General features: G+C 43.3%; 22 protein-coding genes. 13 read left to right on the top strand and 9 right to left on the bottom strand.

Features of this window, described 5'->3' with window-relative positions:
- Positions 1 to 320: 320 nt before the first annotated feature.
- Complete coding sequence (locus tag ACTJKG_RS00155; RefSeq protein ID WP_172337615.1) at positions 321 to 785, bottom strand: DUF4920 domain-containing protein; 465 nt, start codon at positions 783 to 785, stop codon at positions 321 to 323.
- A 252-nt stretch (positions 786 to 1037) separates the two neighbouring features.
- On the opposite strand from ACTJKG_RS00155, the gene ACTJKG_RS00160 reads away from it, so the two are divergent.
- Entirely contained in the window at positions 1038 to 2420 is a 1383-nt protein-coding gene (locus tag ACTJKG_RS00160; RefSeq protein ID WP_440738018.1) for an NHL repeat-containing protein, read from the top strand.
- A gap of 200 nt (positions 2421 to 2620) precedes the next feature.
- Here the strand turns inward: ACTJKG_RS00160 and radA are convergent, their stop codons facing one another.
- Positions 2621 to 4078, bottom strand: a complete 1458-nt coding sequence (gene radA, locus ACTJKG_RS00165) for a DNA repair protein RadA (RefSeq protein ID WP_172337617.1) — start codon at positions 4076 to 4078, stop codon at positions 2621 to 2623.
- 233 nt (positions 4079 to 4311) lie between these two features.
- On the opposite strand from radA, the gene ACTJKG_RS00170 reads away from it, so the two are divergent.
- A complete protein-coding gene (locus ACTJKG_RS00170; RefSeq protein WP_172337618.1) occupies positions 4312 to 5424 on the top strand; it encodes an acyloxyacyl hydrolase in 1113 nt (370 codons plus the stop codon).
- 102 nt (positions 5425 to 5526) lie between these two features.
- On the opposite strand, the gene ACTJKG_RS00175 is transcribed toward ACTJKG_RS00170, so the two are convergent.
- From ACTJKG_RS00175 to ACTJKG_RS00185, 3 genes are all read right to left on the bottom strand, one after another.
- Positions 5527 to 7077 (bottom strand): Rne/Rng family ribonuclease, encoded by a 1551-nt coding sequence (locus ACTJKG_RS00175; protein WP_440738019.1) that lies wholly within the window; start codon positions 7075 to 7077, stop codon positions 5527 to 5529.
- Between the two features lie 224 nt (positions 7078 to 7301).
- Entirely contained in the window at positions 7302 to 8150 is an 849-nt protein-coding gene (locus ACTJKG_RS00180) for a tetratricopeptide repeat protein (protein WP_172337620.1), read from the bottom strand.
- A 9-nt stretch (positions 8151 to 8159) separates the two neighbouring features.
- Positions 8160 to 8453, bottom strand: coding sequence for an HU family DNA-binding protein (locus ACTJKG_RS00185; RefSeq protein WP_090470293.1), 294 nt, complete (start codon positions 8451 to 8453; stop codon positions 8160 to 8162).
- A gap of 344 nt (positions 8454 to 8797) precedes the next feature.
- Here ACTJKG_RS00185 and mutY point away from each other — a divergent pair, with 344 nt between their 5' ends.
- Positions 8798 to 9847 (top strand): A/G-specific adenine glycosylase, encoded by a 1050-nt coding sequence (mutY, locus tag ACTJKG_RS00190; RefSeq protein ID WP_172337621.1) that lies wholly within the window; start codon positions 8798 to 8800, stop codon positions 9845 to 9847.
- A gap of 24 nt (positions 9848 to 9871) precedes the next feature.
- Positions 9872 to 10285 carry a single-stranded DNA-binding protein gene (locus tag ACTJKG_RS00195; RefSeq protein ID WP_253952311.1) on the top strand — a complete coding sequence of 138 codons (414 nt, stop codon included), beginning with the start codon at positions 9872 to 9874 and terminating at the stop codon, positions 10283 to 10285.
- Between the two features lie 64 nt (positions 10286 to 10349).
- Here the strand turns inward: ACTJKG_RS00195 and ACTJKG_RS00200 are convergent, their stop codons facing one another.
- Positions 10350 to 12536 carry a S9 family peptidase gene (locus ACTJKG_RS00200; protein ID WP_440738020.1) on the bottom strand — a complete coding sequence of 729 codons (2187 nt, stop codon included), beginning with the start codon at positions 12534 to 12536 and terminating at the stop codon, positions 10350 to 10352.
- Positions 12537 to 12644: 108 nt separating this feature from the next.
- Here ACTJKG_RS00200 and ACTJKG_RS00205 point away from each other — a divergent pair, with 108 nt between their 5' ends.
- Positions 12645 to 14174 carry a serine hydrolase gene (locus tag ACTJKG_RS00205; RefSeq protein ID WP_440738021.1) on the top strand — a complete coding sequence of 510 codons (1530 nt, stop codon included), beginning with the start codon at positions 12645 to 12647 and terminating at the stop codon, positions 14172 to 14174.
- Between the two features lie 424 nt (positions 14175 to 14598).
- On the opposite strand, the gene ACTJKG_RS00210 is transcribed toward ACTJKG_RS00205, so the two are convergent.
- Positions 14599 to 14880 carry a hypothetical protein gene (locus ACTJKG_RS00210; protein ID WP_172337624.1) on the bottom strand — a complete coding sequence of 94 codons (282 nt, stop codon included), beginning with the start codon at positions 14878 to 14880 and terminating at the stop codon, positions 14599 to 14601.
- Between the two features lie 195 nt (positions 14881 to 15075).
- On the opposite strand from ACTJKG_RS00210, the gene ACTJKG_RS00215 reads away from it, so the two are divergent.
- The 7 genes from ACTJKG_RS00215 (at position 15076) to ACTJKG_RS00245 (ending at position 22751) form a co-directional block, all read left to right on the top strand.
- Positions 15076 to 16944, top strand: a complete 1869-nt coding sequence (locus ACTJKG_RS00215) for a M61 family metallopeptidase (protein ID WP_440738022.1) — start codon at positions 15076 to 15078, stop codon at positions 16942 to 16944.
- A gap of 159 nt (positions 16945 to 17103) precedes the next feature.
- The gene (locus ACTJKG_RS00220; RefSeq protein WP_440738023.1) at positions 17104 to 18399 is read left to right on the top strand and encodes a M20/M25/M40 family metallo-hydrolase; all 1296 of its coding nucleotides are present in this window, start codon (positions 17104 to 17106) and stop codon (positions 18397 to 18399) included.
- A gap of 69 nt (positions 18400 to 18468) precedes the next feature.
- Positions 18469 to 19044, top strand: coding sequence for an AAA family ATPase (locus ACTJKG_RS00225; RefSeq protein WP_440738024.1), 576 nt, complete (start codon positions 18469 to 18471; stop codon positions 19042 to 19044).
- A 275-nt stretch (positions 19045 to 19319) separates the two neighbouring features.
- Complete coding sequence (locus ACTJKG_RS00230) at positions 19320 to 19880, top strand: RNA polymerase sigma factor (RefSeq protein WP_172337627.1); 561 nt, start codon at positions 19320 to 19322, stop codon at positions 19878 to 19880.
- Positions 19877 to 20443, top strand: coding sequence for a hypothetical protein (locus ACTJKG_RS00235; RefSeq protein ID WP_172337628.1), 567 nt, complete (start codon positions 19877 to 19879; stop codon positions 20441 to 20443). Before ACTJKG_RS00230 ends, ACTJKG_RS00235 begins: the two co-directional genes overlap by 4 nt.
- Positions 20424 to 21803 (top strand): hypothetical protein, encoded by a 1380-nt coding sequence (locus ACTJKG_RS00240; RefSeq protein ID WP_440738025.1) that lies wholly within the window; start codon positions 20424 to 20426, stop codon positions 21801 to 21803. Before ACTJKG_RS00235 ends, ACTJKG_RS00240 begins: the two co-directional genes overlap by 20 nt.
- A 183-nt stretch (positions 21804 to 21986) precedes the next feature.
- Complete coding sequence (locus ACTJKG_RS00245; RefSeq protein ID WP_172337630.1) at positions 21987 to 22751, top strand: TerC family protein; 765 nt, start codon at positions 21987 to 21989, stop codon at positions 22749 to 22751.
- A 246-nt stretch (positions 22752 to 22997) separates the two neighbouring features.
- On the opposite strand, the gene ACTJKG_RS00250 is transcribed toward ACTJKG_RS00245, so the two are convergent.
- On the bottom strand, positions 22998 to 24185 hold the full coding sequence (locus tag ACTJKG_RS00250; protein ID WP_172337631.1) for a class I SAM-dependent rRNA methyltransferase: 1188 nt from the start codon (positions 24183 to 24185) through the stop codon (positions 22998 to 23000).
- Between the two features lie 207 nt (positions 24186 to 24392).
- On the opposite strand from ACTJKG_RS00250, the gene ACTJKG_RS00255 reads away from it, so the two are divergent.
- Complete coding sequence (locus ACTJKG_RS00255; RefSeq protein ID WP_172337632.1) at positions 24393 to 25244, top strand: DUF2911 domain-containing protein; 852 nt, start codon at positions 24393 to 24395, stop codon at positions 25242 to 25244.
- A gap of 16 nt (positions 25245 to 25260) precedes the next feature.
- On the opposite strand, the gene ACTJKG_RS00260 is transcribed toward ACTJKG_RS00255, so the two are convergent.
- Positions 25261 to 26973, bottom strand: coding sequence for a sodium:solute symporter (locus ACTJKG_RS00260; protein ID WP_172337633.1), 1713 nt, complete (start codon positions 26971 to 26973; stop codon positions 25261 to 25263).
- Between the last annotated feature and the right edge of the window lie 10 nt (positions 26974 to 26983).

Consider the following 26983-nt stretch of genomic DNA (forward strand, 5'->3'; position numbering starts at 1 on the left):
TTAAGGCACTATATTGGCTCTGCAAAAGAATCTGAGTGAACAGAATTCCGAAGCAGGCGCCTATTTTGGTAAAAAAGTGGGTTTACATGGTTTACACTTTTTATGGGTTAACATTAATATATTTATCTTACAATCAAATAGTTAAGTAAATTTTTACAGCATATTTGGCCAAAACATGTTAACCATCTTTTGTCATTAAATAATGGCTTATGAAGTATTAAATATCGGGCATCGAATAATGATTTCGATATTGGAAATTCATTATTCGATATTATTCCCCTGATAAAGATCAAATTCCCCCTCCGGGGGGTTAGGGGGCCTCACTTAGCCACCTGCAAACCCTTCACCTCAAAAGTTACTTTCCTTTTAGTATCCGTTTTTACCTGATGCTGTTTCTTGCCGGTAACCGTATCACCGGCCAGGTGCTGAAGATCGTCGGCAATGAATTGTTTTTGGGCCACACCTTCAATGATCACCGTACGTCCGGCTAAATTACCCGGAATATTGATATTGTAATCTTTAAAATGCGCCGCTATAACTTTGCCACTACCGGCATCCAGCTCAAACCAGCCTCCCTTTTCATGGATCACCTTAATTACGCGCCCCTCAATAGTGGTACTGATCCTGGTCTTCTTTCCCATAAAAGTTTCCAGTTTAGTGGCGCTCATCATAGCCAGTGTATCTGGTTTTTTGCCATAAACCATGCCGTGAGGCAGCGGAGTATGTTGCTGTGCAAAAACAACGGTCGAAAGTAAAAGAGCGATTAGCAATACGGAGGATTTCATGCTTATTGTTTTTTGAATTGTAACAATTATATAAGCAAAATGTTATACCTCCTGTTAATACCCCTCTTCTTCATACTATCCTCATTCAAAAACATCTATTTAGAGGCTGCAAAAGGCATTTTCAGACTATAATAAAGGCTTTTAATGCCATTTGTTAAGATATGTTAAAACCCATGTTGCTAAATAATATGCAGCAACGTATAGAGTTAATAAAGTGCTTAATAACATACTTATTACTTAATCTATTAACACATGAACAAAACCTTAACTAGATCCTTCTTTTTTGCTGCCTGCTTGCTGTCGGTTTTTTTAACAATTGCCGGATGCACTAAAGGTACCTCAAGTACACCCGGAACACCGCCAACTTTAGTAACAATGGATGTAAGCACTACCGCCAGCGGAACGGGAGCATATAGCGGCGGATTGATCACAACAACCTTAACCGAAACTCTGAGCGGGCTTGGCGTATGTTGGAGCTCAAGTAATCAAAATCCAACCACTGCTGATTCTAAAACCACCGACACGGCTACCGTGATGAGCTATGCGAGCAAAACAACCGGTTTAACGCCCAAAACAACCTATTATTTGAGGGCCTATGCCATCAGTGCTTCCGGAACTTCATACGGCAATACCATACAATTTACCACCGGTGCTGATCTATCTGGATTGGGCGGTACAGTAAGCACTGTGGCCGGTAGCGCGACTACCGGATTTGCCGACGGGACCGGCTCAAGCGCGGTGTTTGACAGTCCGCAGGGTTTAACTATTGATGCCTCAGGCAATATCTATGTAGCCGACTCCTTTAATAGTGCCATCAGAAAAGTTACGCCATCGGGCGTGGTAACAACCGTATCAGGCACGGGCAGTATCGGTTATATTGACGGACCGGTTGCCAGCGCTAAATTTTATGCCCCGCAAAGCCTGGTGGCCGATGCAGCAGGCAATATTTATGTAGCTGATTTTGGCAATAACATGATCCGCAAGATCTCTGCCAACGGCACGGTAAGTACCCTTGCTGGAAGCGGTGATGCCGGCTATGCCGATGGCACAGGAAACAAAGCCACATTTAACAGCCCACGTGGCCTGGCACTGGATGCACAGGGTAATCTATATGTGGCCGATCAGGGTAATAACCTTATTCGCAAGGTTACCGCAGCGGGTGTGGTAACTACTATTGCAGGCAAAACAACGGCTGGCTATGTAGATAACGCGACAGCTACAACCGCGCAATTCAATCAGCCAAATGGCATTGCATTGGATGCCCAGGGCAACATTTATGTAGCCGATCTGCAAAACTATGCCATCCGTAAAATCACCTCAGCCGGGGTAGTAACCACCGTTGTTGGCGGTCTTAAATTATCTACCCTGATCAGTAATCCTGGAGCCCTTACTTTTGATGCTAAAGGGAACTTATTTATCAGCGATCAAAATGGCCGCGTGTTAGAACTAACTGCCAGTAAAGTTTTGCTTTCATTAGCCGGGAAAACAGCGACCGCGGGCTTTACGGATGGACAAGGCACCAGTGCTCTATTTAACGCGCCACAAGGTCTTGCAGCCGATGCCAGCGGGAATATCTGGATAGCAGACAGCAACAATAACAGCATACGTAAGCTTGTTCCACCATCGGGAATATAATTTGGGGGGTTATAGAACTAAGGGCCTATTGGATTTTAGGGACGAAAGATAAAGGACGAAGGGATAAAAGGATTTTAATCATCCTTGTTCTTTCGTCCTTTATTAGTATATAAGGATAACGGATATTTTATCTTTCCATTCTGTCGTTCAGTCCCCTTATCTCAAAGTCCAATAGTCCCTTTGTCTAAAAAGTCCAAAAATCATCCAAAAAGCTGGCTGAACACTTCTTCAATACTGCTTACTATTTTTATATCGATATCATAGCGCGACAGGTCCATCCGTTTTTTATCCTGCCCCGCCGATGGAAGGTTATATTTGGATATAAATATCTGGTTAAAGCCCAGTTTTTGAGCTTCGGCAATACGTTGTTCTACCCGGTTAACAGCTCTTATTTCGCCGGATAAACCTATCTCACCAGCGAAACAGGTTTTGAATGGTATAGGCATATCCTCATGCGATGATATGATAGCTGCTGCTAAACCCAGATCGATGGCCGGATCTTCAACCCTGATGCCGCCGGTAATATTTAAAAACACATCTTTAGCCCCTAATCTGAATCCACAACGTTTTTCCAACACGGCCAGCAACATGCTCATGCGTTTGGTATCAAAGCCTGTGGCCGTACGCTGTGGTGTGCCATAGGCCGATGTACTTACCAGGGCCTGTGTTTCTATCAGCATAGGGCGCATACCCTCCAAGGTGGCAGATATGGTGATGCCGCTCAAGGGTTCATCCCGTTGCGATAATAGTATTTCTGACGGGTTGGAAACTTCTCTGAGCCCTTCGCCCAGCATTTCATATATACCCAATTCCGATGCCGAACCAAACCGGTTTTTAACCGTGCGTAATATGCGGTAAACATGGTGCCTGTCGCCTTCAAACTGTAAAACGGTATCGACCATATGCTCCAGTATTTTAGGGCCTGCAATCATCCCATCTTTGGTGATATGACCTATCAGGAATACTGGGGTCGATGTTTCCTTAGCAAAGCGCAGCATCTCGGCAGTACACTCCCGCACTTGTGATACACTGCCAGGGGTTGATTCGATATGTGAGGAATGAAGCGTCTGTATAGAATCAATCACGACCAGGTCGGGTTCCAGGGCCTCTATTTGCTTAAAGATGTTTTGGGTTGATGTTTCACAAAGCACATAACAGGCTCCCTCGGCCCCTGAAGGCGAAGTTTCATTATGCGCAGTGCTTATAACTCCCCCTTCAGGGGGCAGGGGGGATAACCTCTCCGCCCGCATTTTTATCTGCCGTTCACTTTCCTCGCCCGATACATAAAGTACTTTCAGATTGGGCATATTAAGCGCCAGCTGCAACATCAGCGTTGATTTGCCAATACCCGGCTCACCGCCAATAAGCACCAACGAGCCTGCTACTATACCGCCACCCAACACCCGGTTAAATTCTTTATCGGGCGTTTGCATGCGGTGTTCTTCGCTAAAAGTAATATCGGCCACCTGCACCGGCTTATTGGCCCGTTGCTGCGTATTAGAGGTAACTTTCCAGGTAGGTACAGATGCCGAGTTGCCCTTATCAATGATCTCTTCAACAAAAGTATTCCATTGTTGGCATGAAGGGCATTTGCCCAGCCATTTAGCCGATTCAAAGCCACAGCTTTGACAAAAGTACGCGATCTTGGTTTTAGCCATGTTTCAGATATACAAATTTGTATACGCAAATATGCTGAATTAAATAATAAATATTACTAATTTATTTAGCATTTTCAATTAAAGCAATACATAGCCTCTGTACATTTTTGCATCGGATATAAAAGCCTAATAGAAACATTAAGCTACCTTTTGGCGTATACGACACTGTTTCCTGCCAAACTAATGTTCATGATACTGATGAATGGCTTTTGAATTGATATAACTAAACCTGTATGAATAAAACTTTATTTTTTGCCATTATTGGCTTTCTATTTTTCAACATTTCTTCTAAAGCCCAGGATACAGGAAACAGTATTGAAATAAGCGGCACCGGCGGTATCAAAATATTCACACCCGAGAAAAACACCCTCAACGGCCCCCTTTTTGGTGGCGAACTGGCCTATCATATTAACATGGCCGATAATAAACGAGATTTCATCCGGATACTGAATATCAAAAGTATCGACGCTGTATTTTCTTACCGTAATATGAGCGGGGTGATATTAAATCATGATCAAAGCACCAAAGGAGTTATCGGCAATACCTATGCTGTACTCGGCCGTTTAGAAATTGGCCTGCTCAAGATTGATCGTACCGAGCTGTTACTTACTCCCGGCTTCGGTTTTTTATATGCCTCGGAAACTCATGTTACCAATAGTCAAAATATTATCATAGGCAGCCACATCAACCTTGCGGCACAGGTGGGCCTTAAAGTATTTACACCCATAACCCAATCAACTGGCATACAGGTAGGCGCGGAGGTGTTTCATTATTCAAACGGCGCCGCTAAGTTGCCTAATAACGGGATAAATGCGTTTGCGTATACACTGGGGCTGGTACAAAAGATAAACCAGGATGGTCCTTCCACATTTTACGAGCCAGAAACCGACGATAAGCACTCCTTTGAATTCGGCATCAATGTAGGCCGGCGTGGGAGTAAATACTCGGACCAGGGACTTTATAAAACCGGGTTTTATGCCGGCTATAATTATAAATTTAACCCGGTATTGAGCATGAAGATCGGTACCGACGCGGTTTACTATAACACGGCTTTCAATACCACTAATTTGCAAGATGCTTTGAATACTTTTCAGAGCAAAGCTACGTCATATGATCGCTGGCGGGTTGGTATATCAGCCGGGCCGGATATATGGCTGGGTAAATTTGCTGTAATGACCGGTTATGGTTATTATGTGCATTATCATAGTTACTTCCCGGTTAAAACCTATTGGACCGCTGGCTTAAAATATTACATAACACCATACCTGGCTATACAAGCCAAAGGCTATATCCATAATACCGAGGCTGATTTTGTTGGTTACGGTGTACAATTCAGGATACGCTAAAGTTAAACAAGAGGTTATATTCAAAAAGGTTAAAACAAAAAAATGCAGATGCTTTATCAACATCTGCATTTTTAAAATCTGCGGAAGTGCAGATCAATCTCTTTACAATTTTATTTCTTCGTCTTTTGAGGTGAAGAAACGGAACTCGGTGATCTGGTATGCGGGATTACTCTTAACCTTGATCCATTGGCCATATTTAACAAACCACTTCATTTGGCGGTTGTAAATGCCTTTTTTAATGTAAGCTTCAATATACGGATGTACGCATAAGGTAATACCCTTTTCGTTTTGCTCGTCCAATATGTAATTGAAGTTATTTTCAATATCGTCCATCAGCAAAATAGTTGGCCTTATGGTACCTGTACCGTTACAGGTTGGGCATACTTCGCTGGTAACAATATTCATTTCGGGCCTTACACGCTGACGTGTAATTTGTACCAAACCAAACTTACTTGGTGGTAAAATGGTATGCTTGGCCCTATCGTACTGCATTTCGCTACGCAAATAGTCAAATAGCTCCTTGCGGTTCTGCGGTTTGTGCATATCAATAAAATCGATCACCACAATACCGCCCATATCGCGCAGGCGCAACTGACGGGCAATTTCTTTAGCCGCTTCCTTATTTACCTGGTAGGCATTCTCTTCCTGGTTTTCTTTATTGGCCGTACGGTTACCGCTGTTAACGTCGATAACGTGCAGGGCTTCTGTATGTTCAATTACCAGGTAAGCGCCACCGGCAAGATTAACGGTTTTACCAAAAGCGCCCTTGATTTGCTTTTCGATCCCAAAATGTTCAAATATAGGCTCCTTATGCTTATGCATACGGACTATACTTTCCATATCGGGCGATATTTCATGGATGTATGAACGAATTTCTTCGAACATGCCATTGTCATTCACATAAATATGCTGAAAATCGGGGTTCAATATATCCCTGAGGATAGTTGAGGTACGCCCAATTTCGCCTAAAACCTTTTTTGATGGTTCAACAGACGGCAGCTTGGTTATGAATGATTCCCATTTAGATATCAGATCGAGCAGGTCTTTTTGTAATTCATCAACCCCTTTGCCTTCAGATACTGTACGGATAATAACGCCAAAATGCTTTGGCTTAATGCTTTCAACAACCTTCCGTAAACGATTTCGTTCTGTATTGCTCTTTATTTTTTTGGAAATAGAGATAGCCTCCGAAAATGGTACCAATACCACATAACGGCCGGCTATTGAAAGATCAGAACTTAAACGTGGTCCTTTGGTTGATATAGGTTCCTTAGCTATTTGTACCGGTATAAGTTGGTTTTTTGATAATATCTCCGAGATCTTTCCTCCCTTATTGATATCACCTTCCAACTTAAAGCCGTCCAAAAGCTTCGATTGGTATCCCCCGCTACGTACTTGCTTGGTTAATTTAAGCAGGCTCTGCACCTGCGGACCAAGATCAAGATAATGCAAAAAGGCATCCTTCTCGTAGCCAACGTCTACAAAGGCTGCATTTAAACTGGGCATGATCTTTTTGATACGCCCCAGGTAAATATCACCAACAGTATAATTGTTGCTGACCTGCTCTTTATGAAGTTCTACGAGTTGTTTATCCTGTAATAATGCAATGGTAGCCCCGTTTGGGGATGAATCGATAATTAATTCTTTTATCAACTGCTACTCCATTTCTTAAAACGGTAAAAACCGCGTGTTAATAAGTGGGTAAAAAACACTACTAAAGTTACCTGCTTCATAAAAAAGCAGGTAAGCTGCTTAAATAAGCAGCTTATTTCTTTTTATGTCTGTTTTTTCTTAAACGCTTTTTGCGTTTGTGGGTAGCCATTTTGTGTCTTTTACGTTTTTTACCGCTCGGCATAATAATAATTTTTAATGTGTGATTAATTCTTTAATTCCTTGATATATTCATCAATGCGTTGCCCGAATACAGGATCGGGCATCATTTCTTTACATTTTTGGTAAGCTTCGATAGCTTCCTTTTTCATGCCCAGTTGCTTGTAGCTTTCGGCCAGATAAAAAGTTGGCTCCAATTCCTGCTTTTGGGCAATTAATGTTTTAAACCTGCCAACCGCTTTTTCGTACTGGCCCGATTTCATGGCAAACATTCCTAAATTAAGGTTCGCGTTCCAATTGTTGGGATCCTTTTTTACTACTTCAAGCAATAAGGCTATACCTTGCATAGGGCCGGCGCCGCCATTTACGTAGGCAACACCTAATCCTGTTTTACCCTCAAGGCTTTCGGGTTTTAGTTTAAGGGCACTCTGAAAAGCTTCTACCGAATTAGTTACAAATGCGGGCTGCAATAAAGTGTCCTGTGTAAGTTTGTAAGCATCGTTAAAACGATTACCTGCATTTAACCAATCCTCCAGCTTGTTTTCCTTACGGGCCAAAGCCTGATAGTAAAATGCCGCCGGGGCCGGCTGGTTAACATCATCCCACTGATGGGCCAATTGCTGCTGCAATTTTTGCTCATCGGCGCCTGACGCGTTTTTTAATTGCCCTTCAAGGTCGTTTATCTTTGCTGTTAACGCCGCCCCAATTGCGGTTTTAGCAGTTGCAGATACCATATCAACCGTTACAGCCGTGGCCGGCTTGCGGCTGGCTGTCATTACGTTTGTTTTGTCTGGTTTAGCCTCTTTGGGTTTTATTAAACCTTTAACAGGTAAATAATACAAATAGCCCATAATAACAACTACGGCTGCACTAATGGCTATTTGTTTCTTATTCATGCTTATAAATTATTTGCTGTTTTTGTTACCTGTTTTAACTTTTTCAACAAAAGTTTTAGCTGGTTTAAAGCTTGGCACAAAATGCTCTGGAATAATGATGGCAGTATTTTTTGAAATATTGCGGGCTGTTTTTTTCGCTCTTTTCTTTACAACAAAACTTCCGAATCCTCTTACATAAACGTTCTCGCCGCCAACCATTGAGCTTTTAACTACTTTAAAAAATGCCTCAACTGTTTCCTGCACGTCTACTTTCTCTATACCTGTCTTAGATGAGATTTCAGTTATAATTTCTGCCTTAGTCATATCTGATTTACTTTTATTTAATATATAAACACTTAACTGTTTTGGGGTTGCAAAAGTATCGCTTTATATTTTAAGAGCGAAATATTTAACAGTTTTTTTTTCGTAAGTAATAAAAACGGACAATATCGTTACAAATTGCATGCTAAATCGTTAAGGAGCAAGGATTTTTGGAGCAAGGATAAGAGACTTGAGAACAAGGATTTCGGGACTAAAGAACAGAGACAAAAAATCTAAAAAAATACTTGCTTTTGTTCCAAAAATCTTTGCTCTATCAAAAAAACCTTCCTCCTTACTCCAAAAATCCTTACTCCTTGCTCCCCGCAAAAGTCCTTACTTTTACAGCTATGAATTTTACTGACGAACTGGTACAATGGTATCTTCAAAATAAACGCGACCTGCCCTGGCGCAATACCACCGATGCTTATGTAATATGGCTTTCGGAGATCATACTGCAACAAACGCGGGTAGAACAAGGCTTACCATATTTTTATCGTTTTTTAGAAAGATACCCTACGGTAAGTAGTTTTGCAGCGGCCCAGGAGGATGAAGTATTAAAATTATGGCAGGGCCTGGGCTATTACTCACGTGGCCGCAACATGCTTAAAACAGCCCGGCTGGTGCAGGAACAATTCATAGGTAAATTCCCGCAACGTTATGACGACCTGATCAAGCTAAAAGGAATAGGCGAATACACAGCTGCGGCTATTGCCTCATTCTCGGCAAATGAGGTAAAAGCCGTTGTTGATGGTAATGTTTACCGGGTACTTGCACGTTATTTTGGCATTGATGAGCCCATCAATTCAACCGGTGGTAAAAAAACATTCCAGGAGCTTGCCAATAATTTAATTAATAAGAAAACTCCAGGATTACATAACCAGGCCATGATGGAGTTTGGCGCTATGCTTTGCAAACCCAAAAATCCGGCTTGCGGTATTTGCCCGGTGCGCATGAACTGCTTTGCTTTTAAAAATAATGCTACCACTACGCTCCCGGTTAAATTAAAAACGGTAAAAATTCGCGAACGCTTTTTTAATTACTTTTTGATAACCGATGGCGACTCCGTATTGATGAATAAAAGAGGAGATAAAGATATTTGGGCAAATTTATATGACCTCCCGCTGATAGAAACAGCGTCTTTGCTCCCTATTTACGAACTTGCCGACCATCCCCGGATAAAGGAATTTTTCGGCAACCAAATCAAAATAGCTCCTGATAATGTACAGGTTCACAAACATCTGCTCACCCACCAGCGCCTTTTTATCAGGCTCATCAAAACTGAATCAAAGCCTCTTAAACTCGATCCTAATTGGTTTTATACCCCAACTGAAAACCTGCCAAACCTGGCTCTTCCAAAACCTGTAGTTATATTAATAAAAAATATTTTTAATTTATAAATTAATTTTTCGTTATTTTATGGCATGTCTGGAATAAATAAAGTAATACTTGTAGGTCATTTAGGTAAAGATCCCGAAGTGCGAGTTTTAGAAGGTGGAGTATCCGTTACCAGTTTCCCTTTAGCTACTTCTGAAACCTTTAACAAAGATGGCCGTAAAGTTGAACAAACCGAATGGCATAATATTGTAATGTGGCGTGGTTTGGCCGATATGGCCGCCAAATTCCTGCAAAAAGGCAAGCTGGTTTACATTGAAGGGAAGCTTCGTACCCGCTCATTTGAAGACAAAGAAGGATTCAAAAAATACACAACCGAAGTAGTGGCCGAAAACTTTACCATGCTTGGCCGTAAAAGTGATTTTGATGGCGATATCCGGTCAATTGCCAAACCCGAAGATCAGCTCTATACCGATGGCGAAGCCAACAATCAAGCTTATTGATATAATTAAAAAACGCCCCCTGCACAAGCGTCAGGGGGCGTTTTTTAACCTATTGCAGAAAGACTTATCTGCCGCCCGGCGGGCAATGTTCTTTCAGATATTTGGTAAACAGGGTTCGTAAGTGCAAGCCTGTACCCTCGCCTTCAGAAATACTATGCGTACGATTAGGGTACGACATCAGCTCAAACTGGCGGTTGTATTTTACCAGCTGATTGATCAGCTCTTCGGCGTTTTTATAGTGCACATTATCATCGCCCGTGCCATGGATATACAACAAATTGCCACGCAGATTTTTGGCATAGGTAATTGGCGCCCCTTTGATAAATGCCGCGCGGCCTTCATCATCAACCGGCACGCCCATGTAACGCTCCTGGTAAATATTATCATAAGTAAGCTGATCGCCAACGGCGGCTACTGCTATGCCCGTTTTGTAAATATCCGGATACTGGAACATCAAATTAAGGGTTGATGAACCACCACCGCTCCAGCCATGAACAGCTATGCGGGTTGAATCGACAAAGGGCCATTTCAAGATCTCTTTTGCCGCCATGGCCTGGTCGCGGATATTGATGATCCCTATGTTTTTATAGATCGCTTTACGCCAGGCTGTGCCTTTTGGCGCTGGCGCGCCGCGCCCTTCAACCGACATGTAGATGTAGCCATCGTCGGCCATACTACCCACATAAAGCCTGTTATTGCCTGCCCCCCAGGTATCGGTAACGGTTTGTGATGCCGGTTCGCCGTAAACCATAAATACTACCGGATATTTTTTATGCGGATCAAAACTGGAGGGCTTTTTCATCCAGCCATCCATTTCAATGCCGTCAACGGTTTTAACCTTGAAAAATTCAGTCTTATTTTTAGCGTTTTTGTCCAGGATTATAGAATTGCCCCCAATATGCTTGTGCTCTGGCAGGCTCACTACCTCGCTTGCCGGAGGTGTGTAACTGTTGGAGAAATTATGCAGTGCCACTTTACCATTTGGCGATATATCATAACCATGTGTACCAGGCTCATCGGCTGGCGAAACACGCTCTGGTTTTGCAACGCCGGCAATTTTTATACGATACAAATACTTCTGGGTAGCATTATCAGGCGATGCCATAAAATAAATGTACCCAGATGTCTCATCAATTAAATTGATGCTGATCACATCATAATCGCCTTTGGTTACCAGCGTTTCTTTACCCTCACGAGTTACACGGTAAATATGTTTCCAGCCGTCTTTTTCGCTCACCCATAAAAACTCTTTGCCTTTATTTATCCATTCCCAACCTGCGGGGTCGCCACCGTTCCAGCGCTCTTTACCATCAATCCAGGCATTGCTCTTTTCTTCACGGATCAAGCGGGCAACACCATTGGATACATTACCGATAAACACCCTGCTTTCTGTTTGCTCCCTGTTCAACTGCTCCAGGATAATTTCGTTGGAGTTCAATGTCCATTCCATTCGGGGAATGTAATGCTGTATCGCATCACCAGGTGTATTTATCCAATTGGTTTTACCTGTAGTAATATCTACAACACCTACTTTGCAAGAGCTTGGATCCTGCCCGGCAACCGGGTATTCCACAGGCACTACATAAGGGTATATGGAATCGGTAGTATTCAGCATCAGGTAGCTTTTTATTTTGGTAGCATCTATCTGCCAATAGGCTATCGATTTGCTATCTGGCGACCAGCGGAAACCATCCCGGCAGCCAAATTCTTCCTCATAAGCCCAGTCGAACGTTCCATTGATCAGCCTGGTGCTGCCATCGGTAGTTAACTGTTTAACTGAGGCATCAGCCAAATCCTCCACGTAAATATTATGCCCACTTACATAGGCCGCCTTAAGTCCATCAGGCGAAAATTTGGCAAACATCAATGATGCTTCCGGCAGGTTTTTACCCAACTGCCACAGCTTTTTGGTATTGGTATCATACACCCAGTAATCGCCGCGGGTATCATAGCGCCACACTTTTTTGGTATTGGTATTGATGAGCAACTTTTGACCATCGGCCGATACCGAGAACCTTTTTACATTTAGCGGCAGCTGACCCTGCGGGGTAAGTTCGGCCTTGCTTATCCACAAAGTTTTTTTACTGGTATCGCGGGTATCCAGTATCCTGATACCATCACCGGTGATTTTGTAATACTGGTAGCCATCCTTTGTCCAATGGGTTGGCAACCGTTGCGCGTTTGCCGTATATATGCCCAAAATGAAGCACACTACGGTAAGGAATGATGATCCCGAACGGAAAAATTTCATATACTTAGTGTTTTATTGAAGATTGCGGCGTTAATTTACAATTAAGTAAAGCCGCTGTAAATTTTGCATTAAATTAGCACAAATCAAGCACGTAAATTATCCAGTGTAATGAAAAAATTATTGCTATCTTTTATTATTTGTACCACCTTTTATACCAACATACAGGCCCAGCACGCCGACCGTTCCAAATTTATCAGGGACAGTTTAGATCTGTACATCAGCCGGGCCTTAACCAATTGGCGAGTGCCCGGCATTGCCGTTTGTATTGTAAAGGATAATAAAATAGTACTGGTAAAAGGTTATGGCATCAAAGAGTTAGGGCTGCCTAATACTGTGGATATTAACACCCTGTTCATGATTGGCAGCAACACCAAAGCTTTTACCGCTACCGCCTTGGCTATGCTGCAGGCCAACAACAAACTATCGCTTGATGATAAAGTAACCAAATACATCCCCGAGTTTAAACTGGAAAATAAATTCGCCGGACAGGAGGCTACGGTACGAGATCTGCTATGCCACCGCCTTGGCTTCCAGACCTTCCAGGGCGATTTTACTTTTTATAACACTAATCTTACCCGTGCACAGGTGATCGAAAAACTGGGCGAGCTGAAAGCTACCTATCCTTTTCGTACCAAATGGGGCTATACCAATGCCGCCTTTTTAACCGCCGGTGAGATCATCCCCCGGGTAACAGACAAGCCCTGGGAGGTATACCTCAAAGACGCCATTTTTGCGCCGTTGGGCATGACCAACACACTGGCACTAAGCAAGGAACTGCCCAAATCTCTTAATCGTACTGTAGCGCACACCCTTACCGACGGCAGGCTTGCCCCCATACCCTATTGCCAGTTAGACGGGCTTGCGCCAGCCGGATCTATCAGCTCATCGGCCAGCGACATGGGCAAATGGGTACTGGCTTTGCTCAACAACGGCAAGGTAGGTAACCGCCAGGTTATACCGCAGGCAGCCATTGCAGCCACCCGCGAACCTCAGGATATTGTAGGCAGCCAATACCACCTAACCGGCGAAAACAATTTTGAACTATATGGCCTGGGCTGGTTTATACAGGATTATTCAAATCACCGACTGGTTATGCATGATGGCGGTGTAAGTGGCTATCTGTCATCAGTTACCCTTTCGCCGCAGGATAACCTGGGCATTGTGATACTCACCAATACCGATCAAAACCAGCTTTATGAAGCCCTGCGCTGGGAAATTCTGGATGTTTTTTTTGGCAGGCCCTATCGCGATTACAGCGAGGCCTATCTGAAAAACTTCAAAAACCATACAGCAACCGAACAACAAACCGAACGTAAACTGCGTGATACTGTGGCACTTCTCTTGAAGCCCGCGCTACCTCCGGCTTCCTACCTGGGCAAATACACCAACAGTTTTTATGGTAGCATGACTGTAACCCAGGGCGAAAACAGCGATCTGGAAATACGCTTTGAACATCACCCTACCATGTTTGCCAAATTGCAGCCGTTGGGGGGCAACCGCTTTTTTGTAACTTTTTCTGACCCGGTAATGGGTAAGGCTGTTTTTCCGTTTAATGTACAAAATGGCCGGGTTACAGGTGTAAAGGTTAAGGTAGCCGATTTTGTAGAACGCGGTGCCTATGAGTTTAAAAAGGAGTAGCAAAATTGGAGGAAGCACCCTCCAAAAAACTTTTTAAACCTTAAATTTCAACCAAAAATTGGGCAAAAACGCATCAAAAACTGTCTGAAAATTATTCAAAACCATCGATTTTAACACTTTTTAACAAATTTTTGAGGGGCTTTGAAAGCTTTAAAAAGTATCTAATAACAACATACCAAACGGTCGGTTTTTTGGGCATTTATTCCTTTAACCACAACGGCCCGGTCCTCCTTTTTACAGAGAACCGGGCCGTTGTGATATATACAAATATACGAATTTAAGTCGGGAGTTTTAAGTTCCGAGGTATCAGATTTAAGGCTTCAACCATGCATCTAACAAATACCGATCAGACATAGAATCCCCACTCCCATATATGGGATAAATTTGAATTCTCGAATAAGCTGGTAAACGTTTTATATGATGTTTAAAACTTCAAATTGGCTTTAAGCCATTGCTGCACATCTTCTTGCAGAATGATATTGGGAGGTAACTGATCATGAATCAGTTTTTCCATTTTGTTACCGGTATTGGCAAAGCGGTAATCCCAAAGTATCATTAATTTATTAATCAGGTAAACTACTTCATTGCCCTCATCCTTTGTAAACGGCGTAGCGTCAGGTTTACCGTTCACGCGCGGATCGTTTTGGTTATATACGCTCCATTTGTAATCGGTATAATGTAAATTTCTTCTTGAAAAAAGGATCATGAGCTCAGTATTTGTTTAAATATACGCATAATAGTTCAGATGCGATTTAAATTAACATGGAATGGGCCCTGCTGGTCGTCCATAAGAGCTCAAACGAATGAGTTGCTCTCACTTTGTCCCTCCCATCAATCAACAAATTGATGCTCCATTTTTCTCCGATTAATTTGTATTTTCAGCCCTGTAATACTGATCTTCATGAAAAAAATATTTCTAATTACCGTTGCCGCTTTATTGAGCACTGCAGCTATGGCGCAGGATAAACAAAAGCCAATCTATTATTCTATATCTTTTCCTAATGCCGCTCATCATGAGGCAGAAATTGTGATGACCGTGCCCCAGGCCCCCCAAAGTTTACGTTTCCGCATGAGCCGCTCATCGGCAGGGCGTTATGCTACTCACGAGTTTGGTAAAAACATCTATAATGTTAAAGTAACCGCTATTGATGGTACCGATATCCCTTTTACGCAAATAGAGGGCGACCTGTATGAAGTTGGTTCACACCCGGAGAATATCAAAATAAGCTATACCCTGTTTGGCAACTGGACCGACGGTACTTACGCCAGCATTGATCCCAGCCACGCCCACTTGAATATGCCCGCTGCTTTTGCCTGGGTAATTGGCCAGGAAAAAAGACCAGTAAAATTTGAATTTAACGATCTGGATAAATATGGCTGGAAAGTATCCACACAATTAAAATCTGAAGGAGCCAATGTATACAGCGCTCCCAATATGCAATACATGATGGATAGCCCTACCGAACTGGCCAACTCCAAGGTAACCAGCTGGGACGTGGTGAATACCGATGGTAAAAAGCAAAAAATAAATGTAAGCATCCACTCCGATGACGACCAGGCAACGGTTGATAACTTTGGTAAAATGGTACAAAAGCTGGTACTGGAAGAAAAAGCTGTTTTTGGCGAACTACCTGCTTATGATTATGGCGAGTATACCTTTATAACCGACGTGTACCCAACAGACTCTGGTGATGGTATGGAGCACCGCAACTCTACCTGCATTGTTGATCCGCTGGAGAAGGTTGCCGGTAACGAGAACGATCTGCTGGATATTTTTTCGCATGAATATTTTCACAGCTGGAACGTAAAACGCATCCGTCCAAAATCATTGGAGCCGTTTAATTTTGAGCATGCCAATATGAGCAGCGAGCTTTGGTTTGCCGAAGGTTTTACCCAATATTATGGCGACCTGCTGCTTACCCGCGCCGGTTTTACTTCGCTCGATGACTATACCCGTACATTAGCGGGCCTGGTTAACCAGATCCTGAACACCCCGGGGGCCGCTAAATATCCGGCAACGCAAATGAGCCGCTACTCGGTATTTGCAGATAACGGAGTATCTATCGACCCGAATAATAACGTTAACGACTTTACCAGCTACTATACCTATGGCGGCGCCATAGCACTGGCATTGGATATGCGCCTTCGGGGCGAATTTAAGCTGACGCTTGATGATTATATGCGCCAGGTTTGGTTAAGCCGCGGCAAGGTGATGAAACCTTACACTATACCTGATTTGCAAGCCGATCTGGCCAAGGTGACCAACAACCCTAAGTTTGCCGCCGACTTTTTTAAGCGCTACATTTATGGTATTGATAAAAATAATTACGAAGAGCTGCTGAACAAAGCCGGATTGGTACTGCGCAAAATACAGCCGGGCAAGGCCTGGGCTGGCTCACTGGCTACCAATGCGGGTCGCGGCCGTTCGGGTCAGCAGCGTGCTGTCGGCACCGAGGGTTTAGCAATCCTATCGAGCACCACTACAGGTACCCCCGTTTATAAGGCGGGCTTAGATGCAGGCGATATTATCCTGAAAGCCGATGGTCAAACCATTACCGATCCAAAATCATTTGCCGATGTACTGGCGGGCAAAAAACCAGGCGATAAAATAACCGTAAACTATAAAAACCGCACAGGTGCTCATGAAACTACCATCGCGCTGGAAGAAAGCCCATACTTTGAAGTGGTTACTTACGAAAAAGCAGGAAAACAACTAAGCAAAGAGCAGGAAGAATTCCGTAACAATTGGTTACGATCAAAAGTCAAATAAAATTTACAAACTCAAATGAACACCCTGCCTGTCATTTCGACCGGAGGGAGAAATCTTATACGTTCAGCATATCGCTTGTAAAAGATTTTTCGCTGCGCTCAAGAGGTAGTTTCTCCTCGTACCTCGTTCGAAATGACAAGTGAAGAAAAACTAATACTCATGAAAAAACTCACCGTAATAACCGCTCTTTTAGCTGTATCAACCTACAGCTTTGGGCAAGATGTTAACAAGCTCATCAATCAGGATGATGTAACCCGCATTATTAAAACCCTGAGTGCCGATGATATGCAGGGCCGGGCAACCTTTACGCCGGGTATTGAAAAAGCCGCCAAATTTATTGAAAGCGAATATACCAAAGCAGGTCTAAAACCATTGGCCGGCAATACGGGCTACCGCCAAAATTTTACCATGATACGCTCAACCCCTGTAAAAATAACCGCAGCTATTAATGGTAAAGCCATTATAGCCGATAGTGTTTTTGCATCGGGTGCAGAATCATTTACCTGGGCCAGCGACAAGGAGGTGCAGATAGTGAATGTAACGGCCGACAAAAATTTCAGGCAGGAATACATGAGCGCCGAAAAAAGCGGCAAAAAAACCTTAATGATCGTTGATCCAAAATTCCTGAGCCTGTTTAAACGCATCCGTGATTATACATTGAGGGGCAATGTGAGCTTTAAAGGTAAAACGGCGTCGTCCATCGCGTTTGTATTGGGCAAATTTGATAACATCAGTTCCTTTGATATCAGCTACGAAAGTAAAAGCGAAGAACTGCCTTTGTTTAACGTAGCCGGCATTATCCCTGGTAAAACCAAACCCAATGAGTTTGTTGTTTTTTCGGGACATTATGACCATCTGGGGATTATCAAAGCCATGGAAGGCGACAGTATAGCCAATGGTGCCGATGATGATGCTTCGGGTACCACAGCGGTGATATCCTTAGCCAAATACTACAAAAAGCTAAATAATAATGCCCGCACCCTTATCTTTGTAGCCTTTACCGCCGAAGAAATAGGCGAATACGGCTCACAATATTTTGCCACCCAGGTTGATCCGGATAAAGTGGTAGCCATGTTCAATATCGAGATGATTGGCAAGGCTTCTAAATTTGGCGAAAACTCAGCCTTTATTACCGGCTTTGATCGTTCCAACTTTGGCACCATATTGCAAAACAACCTTAAGGGAACCAAATTTGAGTTCCATCCCGACCCCTATCCGGATCAGGACCTGTTTTACCGCAGCGATAACGCCTCACTGGCCGAAAAGGGTGTACCGGCACATACCATCTCAACCGACCAGATAGATATTGACAAACTGTACCATACCGTAAAAGATGAGTTTAGCTCGCTGGATGTAAACAATATCACCTCAACCATCAGGGCCATAGCGTTAAGCTCCCGCACCATCGTTTCGGGACAAGACACACCTACCAGGGTACCGAAACTGGAAAGGTAAAAATTATCTGAACCTTGATTTATAGGATTAAAAGATTTTCATGATTTGTGTTAAAGTGTTTCATTAATCATGAAAATCATTAAATCAAGTGTATCAAGGTTCAGAAATACAAGCTTCCACATGAAACACATCCCCAAAATAGCAGTTGTCGGGCCCGAATCAACGGGGAAATCAACCATGTCTGATTACCTGGCGGCTCATTACCGTACCATCGCCGTACCCGAATTTTCCAGGGAGTATTGCGCAGCGCTTACTGGCCCCTGTACCTGGCAGGATGAGATCAATATGTTTCAGGGACAACTGGCGCTCGAAGCTAGCTTACTGCCCAAAGCCAACGGGCTCCTGATATGCGATACCACCTTTTTAACCGTAAAAATATGGAGCGAGCACATGTTTGGCCAGGCACCGCAGGAAGTACTGGACGAATTACCCAAACACCCCTATGATTTTTATTTACTGTTAGATATCGACCTGCCCTGGCAGGATGACCCCCTGCGCAATTTCCCCGAACTGCGCGAACATTTTATGCAGGTATGGCATAAAGAACTCACCGCCCTGCAGGCAAACTATGTAGTGATATCCGGCACGGGCCAGGATCGCTATGAAAATGCGGTGAAGGCTGTTGATGCCTTTCTTGACCGTTGATTTATATTGATTTCATTGATTGCGCTGATTTTTTCTGAACCATGATTAACTCCGTTGAGGGCTACGCCGTTTTTCGGATTAAAAGATTTCCATGATTTTGTAATATCCTCTTGATATCCTAAAATCCCTAAATCAAGCGTATCAAGGTTCAGAAAAAATCAACGATCCAAAACGCTTATCTAAACAAAAAATTATTGCTTATATAAATTATTTTTCATGATGATGCAACGTTGCTAAAAATGATGCGTCATTTAATCTGAAACCTGATCAGAAATTTGGAAGCCATATATGTAGATAAGCATTATAACCTGGTGGTTGAATGCAAACAGGGAAGCAAAAAGGCCAGTTACGAGTTGTACCGGTTGTATTCTAAAGCGATGTTGAACGTCGCCTTTAGGATCGTGGGCAATATTGCCGAAGCTGAAGATGTTTTGCAGGAGGCTTTTCTGGATGCTTTTAACAAACTGAAAGATTTTAGGCAGGATACCACTTTTGGTTTATGGCTGAAGCAAATAGTGGTGAACCGATCCATCAACCTGTTGCGCAAGCGCAGGCTGGAGCTGATTGAACTGGAAGGCGACCACCTGGAAAATATACCAGATGAAGAACCGGAAGATGATGAAGAAATACAGTACCAGGTGGCCTGGGTAAAAGAAGGCATGAAACAATTGCCCGATGGATACCGGGTGGTACTGTCGCTTTACCTGCTGGAAGGTTATGATCATGAAGAAATAGGACAAATATTGAATATATCAGAAAACACCTCAAGAACACAGTTTTTGAGAGCTAAAAGAAAGTTAATGGAAATTTTAAAAAGGAAAGGACCCGAATTATGAGCAAGCGATTTGAAGATTTCATTAAAAACAACAGGGAAGAGTTTGACGAGATCGAACCATCGGTTGATCTGTGGAGCAAAATTGAGCAAAGCCTTAACATGCCGGAGGAGTTGCCAAAAAAGCCGGAAACAAAAACTTTTTCGCTTGCATTCGTGCTTCGCGTGGCCGCATCAGTGATCATTGTTATGGGCATAGGCTTCGGAATATACCTCCAAAGTCAAAAAAGCGCAAAAACCGTGGACCTGGCCGCCATAAACCCTGAGTATGCCAAACAGCAAATGCACTATGCATCGCTTGTTGAAACTAAGCTCACCGAGCTAAAATCGGTTTCCAAAGCCGATCCGCAGCTGTATAAAGAGTTTAGCGCCGAAATAGCCAAAATGGATTCTACTTATAAAAGGCTTAATGCCGATTTAGCCACCAGCCCCAACCAGGAGCGTGTTTTACGTGCCATGATCCGGAACTTGCAGGTACAAACAGAGGTGCTTAATCAGCAATTGAGTGTGATAGAACAGTTCAATCAAATGAAAAAAGAGCAAAAAGATGAAATCAAGAATATTTAAACGGTCGATCCTTACACTAATGGCCCTGTTAGCCGTTAACACGATCAGTTTTGCGCAGGAAACCCCTGCACCCGTTCCGGCTCCGGCTCCAGTGCTTCCGCCTATGCCTCCGGTTGCCCCTTTAAACAAGCTTACACCTCCGGACAGCAAAGATTTTCAGCTAAAAATGAAGGATCTGCATGTTAAGTTAAAGGATCTGCAAATACGCATGGGCAAACTTAACCTGCAGCACCAGCAGCAAATGAACCTGAAATTCAAGAATTTTAGTAAGCAGTTTAAACAGCTGGATAAAAATTTTACCTATAAGCTGAATGACAGCATCATGAACTTTGCCTATGATTTCAGCAATATAGCGCCGCAGATAGCTTTAGGCTTTAAAGATTTTGATACCAATTTTAGCTACAGCACCGATACTGATAAACAGCATGATGATGGTGTTGAAAAGGTAAAAAACTACAGTAAAAGTTATTCGATAGATGGTAACGACGTGATCAACCTGGATAACCGCTTTGGCCGGATTACGGTGAACACCTGGAACAAAAGCGAGGTTAAGGTTGATGTACAGATAAAAGTGGGCGCCAACGATGATGATCTGGCTCAGAAACTGCTGGATAATGTAACCATCAGAGATAGCAAAGATGGCAATGGTGTTTATTTTAAAACCAGTATCAACAGCGACGACAATGGTGGCTCATGGTCGTTATTTGGTGGCAAACGCAATAATGTGCGCAAAATTGAGGTGAATTATACGGTATATATGCCATCCAGAAACCCATTGAATGTAAGCAATAAATATGGCGCCACCAGCCTGCCCGATCTGGATGGAAAGCTTACCGTTAACAACTCCTATGGCAGCCTGGTGGCTAAAAACCTGAGCAGTCCGGGTAACCAGATCACGGTAAAATATGGCAGCGCTACTATTGGCTCACTTAATGGCAGCGACCTGGATGTTGCTTACGGCAGCCTTAGCCTGGGAGAATGCAATAAACTCAATGCCGACATCAGTTACGGCTCGGCCAAAATTGGCCGTATTACCACTTCGGGTAATATCAACGTAAAGTTTAGCGGCAATTTGAATATTAATGAGGTTGATAAAAACATCAAAAGCCTATCGGTAAACTCCTCTTACTCCAGTGTAAAACTGGGTATCAGCAATGATCAGAACGCCGACTTTGATGTAACGGTACGTTACGGTAGTTTTAATTACGGGGGGCATGATATCAACATTACCAGCAAAAGCCCATCTGATAACGATAGGGGTTATAACCCAACTAAAAATTACAAAGGCCATCTGGGTAAAGGATCAAACGATAAAAACATAACTATTAACACCAGCTACGGCAGCGTAAGCTTTGATTAAAAGAGTCAAGAAATAAGAGTCAAGAATCAAGAAAAACAGCCTCACTCCTGGCGCTTGATTCCTGACTCTTATTTCTTGATTCTCTTCACAAACACCTTATATTTTAACATTGATAGCAAGCCTCTGCCATTTTCGGCAGGGGTTTTGTTATTTTAGGGGCAACCAAATCCAAATTACCCTGCTATGGAAATATTCGCTCATGCCGAATCCTGGATATCGCTCATTACCCTAACCCTGCTGGAAATTGTACTGGGGATAGACAATGTGATATTCATATCCATTTTATCTGATAAACTCCCTGCAAATCAGCAAGCAAAAGGCCGCAGGCTTGGTCTGGGCATGGCCATGATCACCCGGGTGCTGCTTTTATTATCCATCAGTTGGGTAATGACGCTTACCTCCCCGCTGTTTAACCTTGCGCATTTAATTAATATTACCGATGCCGATTGGGTAGAAAAATTAGCCATATCCGGCCGCGACCTGATCCTCATCATCGGCGGATTATTCCTGATATACAAAAGCACTGCCGAGATACATCATAAAATTGAAGGCGAAGAAGAAAATACTGATAAAGTAAAAAAGCACAGCTTTTGGGGAACCATCGTCCAGATCATGCTGCTGGATATCGTTTTCTCGCTCGACTCAGTGATTACCGCGGTGGGTATGGCCAGCCATGTAGAGATCATGATACTGGCGGTTGTAATAGCCGTAGGCATTATGATGTGGGCATCAAACGGGGTAGCCAGCTTTGTAAATAAGCATCCAACGGTAAAAATGCTGGCGCTGTCGTTCCTGTTATTAATAGGTGTTTCGCTTTTAGCCGAAGCCTTTGAACAGCATATCCCTAAAGGCTATATCTACTTCGCCATGGCCTTCTCGGTACTGGTGGAAATGCTGAACCTGAAAATGAAAGCAAAAGCGGTTAAGAAAGCGGGAAGCAAGAAATAAGAGTCAGGAAGCAAGAGATTGAGCAATTAATAAATACGTCATTGCTGTAAGGAACGAAGCAATCTCCTCGCGTGCTCTTCAACGAAAATTTCCCTTTGTCATGCTGAACGGAGTGAAGCATCTATTTTTAGAGATGCATAGTTCGTTAACAGATCCTTCGCTCCCCTCAGGATGACAAAATAGTTATAATAAGATTCTGACCTTATATTGCGTCTTGATTCCTGACTCTTATCTCTTGATTCTAAATCAAAACACCCTGCACAGCAATCCCTTCAAATATTCGCCTTCGGGGAAGGATGCCCGTACGGGGTGGTCTTCGGGTTGGTGGAATTGGTAAATGAATTGAACCTGCTTGCCTGCATCCAGCGCGGCCCAGGCAATTACTTGTTTAAAGGTTTCCATATCCATGGCGCCCGAGCAGGAATATGTGGCCAGCAGGCCGCCTTCATTCAGTAACAGCATGCCTAAACGGTTCAGATCTTTATAGGCCCTGGATGCCCGTGTAAGCGCGGAGCGGGAAGGCGCGTACTTTGGCGGATCGAGCACGATAACATCAAATTTTTCGCCCTCATCCCTGAATTTGCGCAGCTGCACATTGACATCTGATTTTATGGCCGTGTGTTTACCAGCATCCAATTTATTTAACAGGATATTTTCTTTCAATGTTTCAATAGCCAATGCCGAGCTATCCACACTGGTTACCGATGCAGCTCCGTTTTTTAAGCTATTGAGGGTAAAGCCCCCGGTATAACAAAAACAATCCAGCACTTTTTTACCATTGGCATAGTTGGCTACTATATGGCGGTTATCGCGCTGATCGCAATAAAAGCCAGATTTTTGACCTTCGGTGATATTGATGCCGTAAACAATATTGTTCTCCAATACTTCTACTATCTCTGGTGGCGGGTTACCAAAAAGCACCTTATTTTCGGCTTCGGTCAGACCTTCATGCGCCCGGGAGGAGTTATCGCTTTTATCAGATATGCTTTCGGGGTTCAGCAGCTTTTGCAGTTCATCAATAATTACCGGCATCACCCGTTCCATACCCGAGGTGAGCACCTGTACGGCCAGGTGACCTGCATATTTATCAACAATCAGCCCCGGCAAGTAATCCGCTTCACTGAAAACCAGGCGGCATGTATTGGTTCCATTATTTAACACATGGGCACGGCTTTTAATAGCGGATACCAGTTTACGGCGAAACCAATCGTCGTTAATTTCAACGGCTTCGCCCCATTCCAGCAGGCGCAGCGCCACCCGCGATTGATCGTTATAAAAACCATAGGCCATAAAATCGCCTTTTGCGTTAAGCAGCCGTACCACATCGCCATTGGCAGGTTTACCCTTTACTTTTTCAACAGCTCCCGAAAATACCCAGGGGTGTTTTTGCAAAACAGCTTTCTCTTTACCTTTGTTTAATAACACATCAATCATAACCGCAAAGGTAATAAATTAGTGAATTGTGAGTGGAGAGTAGTAAGTAGTTACTTTTTTCACTGTTTGATATTAGATTGTTACATAAAAACCGCTCTCTACTCTTGTAACTCGCCACTTACCTCATTAAACTTTCATAAAATTTATTACTCCAATACAATATTTACCGAATAAAAACATTTGGTATCTTAGTATCGAAAACATAACATGAGAAAGACTTACTTATTTTTAGCAACCATGCTATTGGCATGTGCAAGCTATAAAAGCTTTGGACAGGCAGTACCCCGCATTCCTGAGGCCAGTTCAACACAAACCATTATCCAGGATTTTGGATTGGGAAAAGTGACTATTACCTACTCACGGCCAAACGTTAAGGACCGTAAAATATTTGGTGGTATAATACCTTATGGTGAAGTTTGGCGCACAGGGGCCAATGCGGCCACAACCATTACCTTTACAGAAAAAGTAATTATTGAAGGGCATAATGTACCAGCCGGCACTTATTCCTTATTCAGCATCCCACAAAGAAACGGATGGACCATCATCCTGAACAAAACCGTTAAGCAATGGGGCGCTTACAGCTATAAACAAGCCGATGACTTTTTACGTTTTGAGATAAAATCCATCCGCGTAAACGAAAAACGGGAAACATTTACCATGGCTTTTGCCAACTCTAATACCCGGTCAACAGATCTGTACCTGGTTTGGGACCATACAGCTGCCTTTATACACATGGAGACCGACGATGACGCCAAGATCATGGCCAATATTGATGAGTTGATGAAAGGCGATCGTAAACCCTATTATTTTAACGCCATCCAATGGTATTATGAAAACAACAAGGATACCGATAAAGCATTAGGCTGGGTAGCCGAGGCCGAAAAGGAAGATCCTAAAGGCCCATGGTTTAAACTATGGGAATCGCGCTTATTATTAAAAAAGGGAGATAAAGCCGGCGCTGTAGCTGCCGCCGAAGCCGGAATTGAGCTTTCAAAAGAAAGCAATGATGATGAATATCTTCGATTAAACCTGGAGGCGCTTAGTCAAGCCAGAAACTAATTCAGCATAAAAAATATTACAGGCCCGGTTCTATCAGACCCGGGCTTTTTTGTGGCAACAATTTATTGATCAGATAAGCTACGATCATTACTAAAAAGCAACCTATGGGGTTAAGCCATAAATAAGCAACTGTTTTACTCAATCCTAAATATAATATGATTACTTCGCTTATAATGGCGCCAATAAAAACCGGGGTTCCGCTTACCCGTTTCATATAAAAAGCTACTACAAACACGCCCAATACGGTTCCATATATATAGGAGCCCAGTTGGTTCACGGCTTCCAGTAAATTGCCAAGTTTACCGGCATATAAGGCCATAATTACGCACACTATACCCCAAAATACGGTTGACATGCGGGATACCAGCAAATAGTTTTTATCAGACGCATCCTTATTGATGGTGCGTTTGTAAATATCGATCACGGTAGTTGAGGCCAGTGAATTAAGCGCGCTTGCTGTTGACCCCATCGAAGCCAAAAATATAATAGCTATCAGTAGGCCCACTAGTCCCTGGGGTAAGTATTGCTTTACAAAGGTCAGAAATACGTAATTGGTATCGTTTTCATCAGCGCCTGCATTATTCTTTTTCATGAGCGCAATGGCGTCCTGCCGTATAATGCGCGATTGCTTATCGGCTATCTTTAAGGCACCTTTAGCGTGATCTATCTGTTCCTCATTTTTGCCGTCAAGCGCTTTTACCAGTTCATTCGCTTTTGCTTTCCGCTGTTCAAAAGCCTGGGTATATTGCCGGTCGAGGTAATTATATTGTGTAGCATAGCTGCTTTGTTTTACCCGCGCTACCTCGTAATTATTAAAAAACATGGGTGGCCGGTTAAACTGATAAAAGGCTAAAACCAATACGCCAATGAGCAGGATGAGGAACTGCATAGGAATTTTGATAAGCCCATTCATAATAAGGCCCAGTCTGCTTTGCCCAATGGAGCTGCCCGTTAAATAACGGCCAACCTGGCTTTGGTCTGTCCCGAAATAGGATAACTGCAAAAAGAAGCCGCCTATCAGGCCGCTCCACACGGTGTAGCGGTTACTCCAGTCAAATTTCCAGTCTATCACATTCATATGGCCAAGCTTGCCCGCCATTTTCAGGGCATGTGTAAAACCCACGCCCGATGGCAGTAAGCGTACCACCAGTATCCCGGCCAAAAACATACCTGCAAATATGATACTCATTTGCAGCAACTGCGTGTATGATACCGCTTTACTGCCGCCATAAACGGTGTAAAATATTACCAATCCACCTATAAACAAGGTGGTATAAACCGTATTGATATTAAGTATGGTTGATAAAATAATGGCTGGCGCATAGATAGCCACACCTGTTGACAGGCTGCGTAATACCAAAAAAAGAAACGAAGTAAGCGCACGGGTCTTGAGATCAAAACGTTGCTCCAGGAACTCATAAGCCGTATAAACTTTTAGGCGGTGGAATATAGGGACAAAGGTTACGCACAGCACAATCATGGCCAGCGGTAAACCAAAGTAAAACTGTACAAAACGCATCCCATCTGAATAAGCCTGGCCGGGAGCCGAAAGAAAAGTGATGGCACTGGCTTGGGTAGCCATAACCGAGAAACCCACATGGTACCAGGGTAACGAGCGGTTACCCATCAAAAATTGATCGATATTTTTATTGCTGCCGCTTTTCCATACGCCATAAGCTACTATGGCCAACAGCGTAAGTCCTAAAACTATCCAATCGGGTAAACTCATTCAAAAGATT

Source organism: Mucilaginibacter sp. 22184 (assembly GCF_052045695.1).
In the GTDB taxonomy this organism is placed as follows: Bacteria; Bacteroidota; Bacteroidia; order Sphingobacteriales; family Sphingobacteriaceae; genus Mucilaginibacter.

Excerpts from the sequence above, each read along its gene's own strand:
- ACTJKG_RS00155 (WP_172337615.1), bottom strand. The coding sequence starts at position 785 with ATGAAATCCTCCGTATTGCTAATCGCTCTTTTACTTTCGACCGTTGTT.
- ACTJKG_RS00160 (WP_440738018.1), top strand. The coding sequence starts at position 1,038 with ATGAACAAAACCTTAACTAGATCCTTCTTTTTTGCTGCCTGCTTGCTG.
- radA (WP_172337617.1), bottom strand. The coding sequence starts at position 4,078 with ATGGCTAAAACCAAGATCGCGTACTTTTGTCAAAGCTGTGGCTTTGAA.
- ACTJKG_RS00170 (WP_172337618.1), top strand. The coding sequence starts at position 4,312 with ATGAATAAAACTTTATTTTTTGCCATTATTGGCTTTCTATTTTTCAAC.
- ACTJKG_RS00180 (WP_172337620.1), bottom strand. The coding sequence starts at position 8,150 with ATGAATAAGAAACAAATAGCCATTAGTGCAGCCGTAGTTGTTATTATG.
- ACTJKG_RS00185 (WP_090470293.1), bottom strand. The coding sequence starts at position 8,453 with ATGACTAAGGCAGAAATTATAACTGAAATCTCATCTAAGACAGGTATA.
- mutY (WP_172337621.1), top strand. The coding sequence starts at position 8,798 with ATGAATTTTACTGACGAACTGGTACAATGGTATCTTCAAAATAAACGC.
- ACTJKG_RS00195 (WP_253952311.1), top strand. The coding sequence starts at position 9,872 with ATGTCTGGAATAAATAAAGTAATACTTGTAGGTCATTTAGGTAAAGAT.
- ACTJKG_RS00200 (WP_440738020.1), bottom strand. The coding sequence starts at position 12,536 with ATGAAATTTTTCCGTTCGGGATCATCATTCCTTACCGTAGTGTGCTTC.
- ACTJKG_RS00205 (WP_440738021.1), top strand. The coding sequence starts at position 12,645 with ATGAAAAAATTATTGCTATCTTTTATTATTTGTACCACCTTTTATACC.
- ACTJKG_RS00210 (WP_172337624.1), bottom strand. The coding sequence starts at position 14,880 with ATGATCCTTTTTTCAAGAAGAAATTTACATTATACCGATTACAAATGG.
- ACTJKG_RS00215 (WP_440738022.1), top strand. The coding sequence starts at position 15,076 with ATGAAAAAAATATTTCTAATTACCGTTGCCGCTTTATTGAGCACTGCA.
- ACTJKG_RS00220 (WP_440738023.1), top strand. The coding sequence starts at position 17,104 with ATGAAAAAACTCACCGTAATAACCGCTCTTTTAGCTGTATCAACCTAC.
- ACTJKG_RS00225 (WP_440738024.1), top strand. The coding sequence starts at position 18,469 with ATGAAAATCATTAAATCAAGTGTATCAAGGTTCAGAAATACAAGCTTC.
- ACTJKG_RS00235 (WP_172337628.1), top strand. The coding sequence starts at position 19,877 with ATGAGCAAGCGATTTGAAGATTTCATTAAAAACAACAGGGAAGAGTTT.
- ACTJKG_RS00240 (WP_440738025.1), top strand. The coding sequence starts at position 20,424 with ATGAAATCAAGAATATTTAAACGGTCGATCCTTACACTAATGGCCCTG.
- ACTJKG_RS00245 (WP_172337630.1), top strand. The coding sequence starts at position 21,987 with ATGGAAATATTCGCTCATGCCGAATCCTGGATATCGCTCATTACCCTA.
- ACTJKG_RS00250 (WP_172337631.1), bottom strand. The coding sequence starts at position 24,185 with ATGATTGATGTGTTATTAAACAAAGGTAAAGAGAAAGCTGTTTTGCAA.
- ACTJKG_RS00255 (WP_172337632.1), top strand. The coding sequence starts at position 24,393 with ATGAGAAAGACTTACTTATTTTTAGCAACCATGCTATTGGCATGTGCA.
- ACTJKG_RS00260 (WP_172337633.1), bottom strand. The coding sequence starts at position 26,973 with ATGAGTTTACCCGATTGGATAGTTTTAGGACTTACGCTGTTGGCCATA.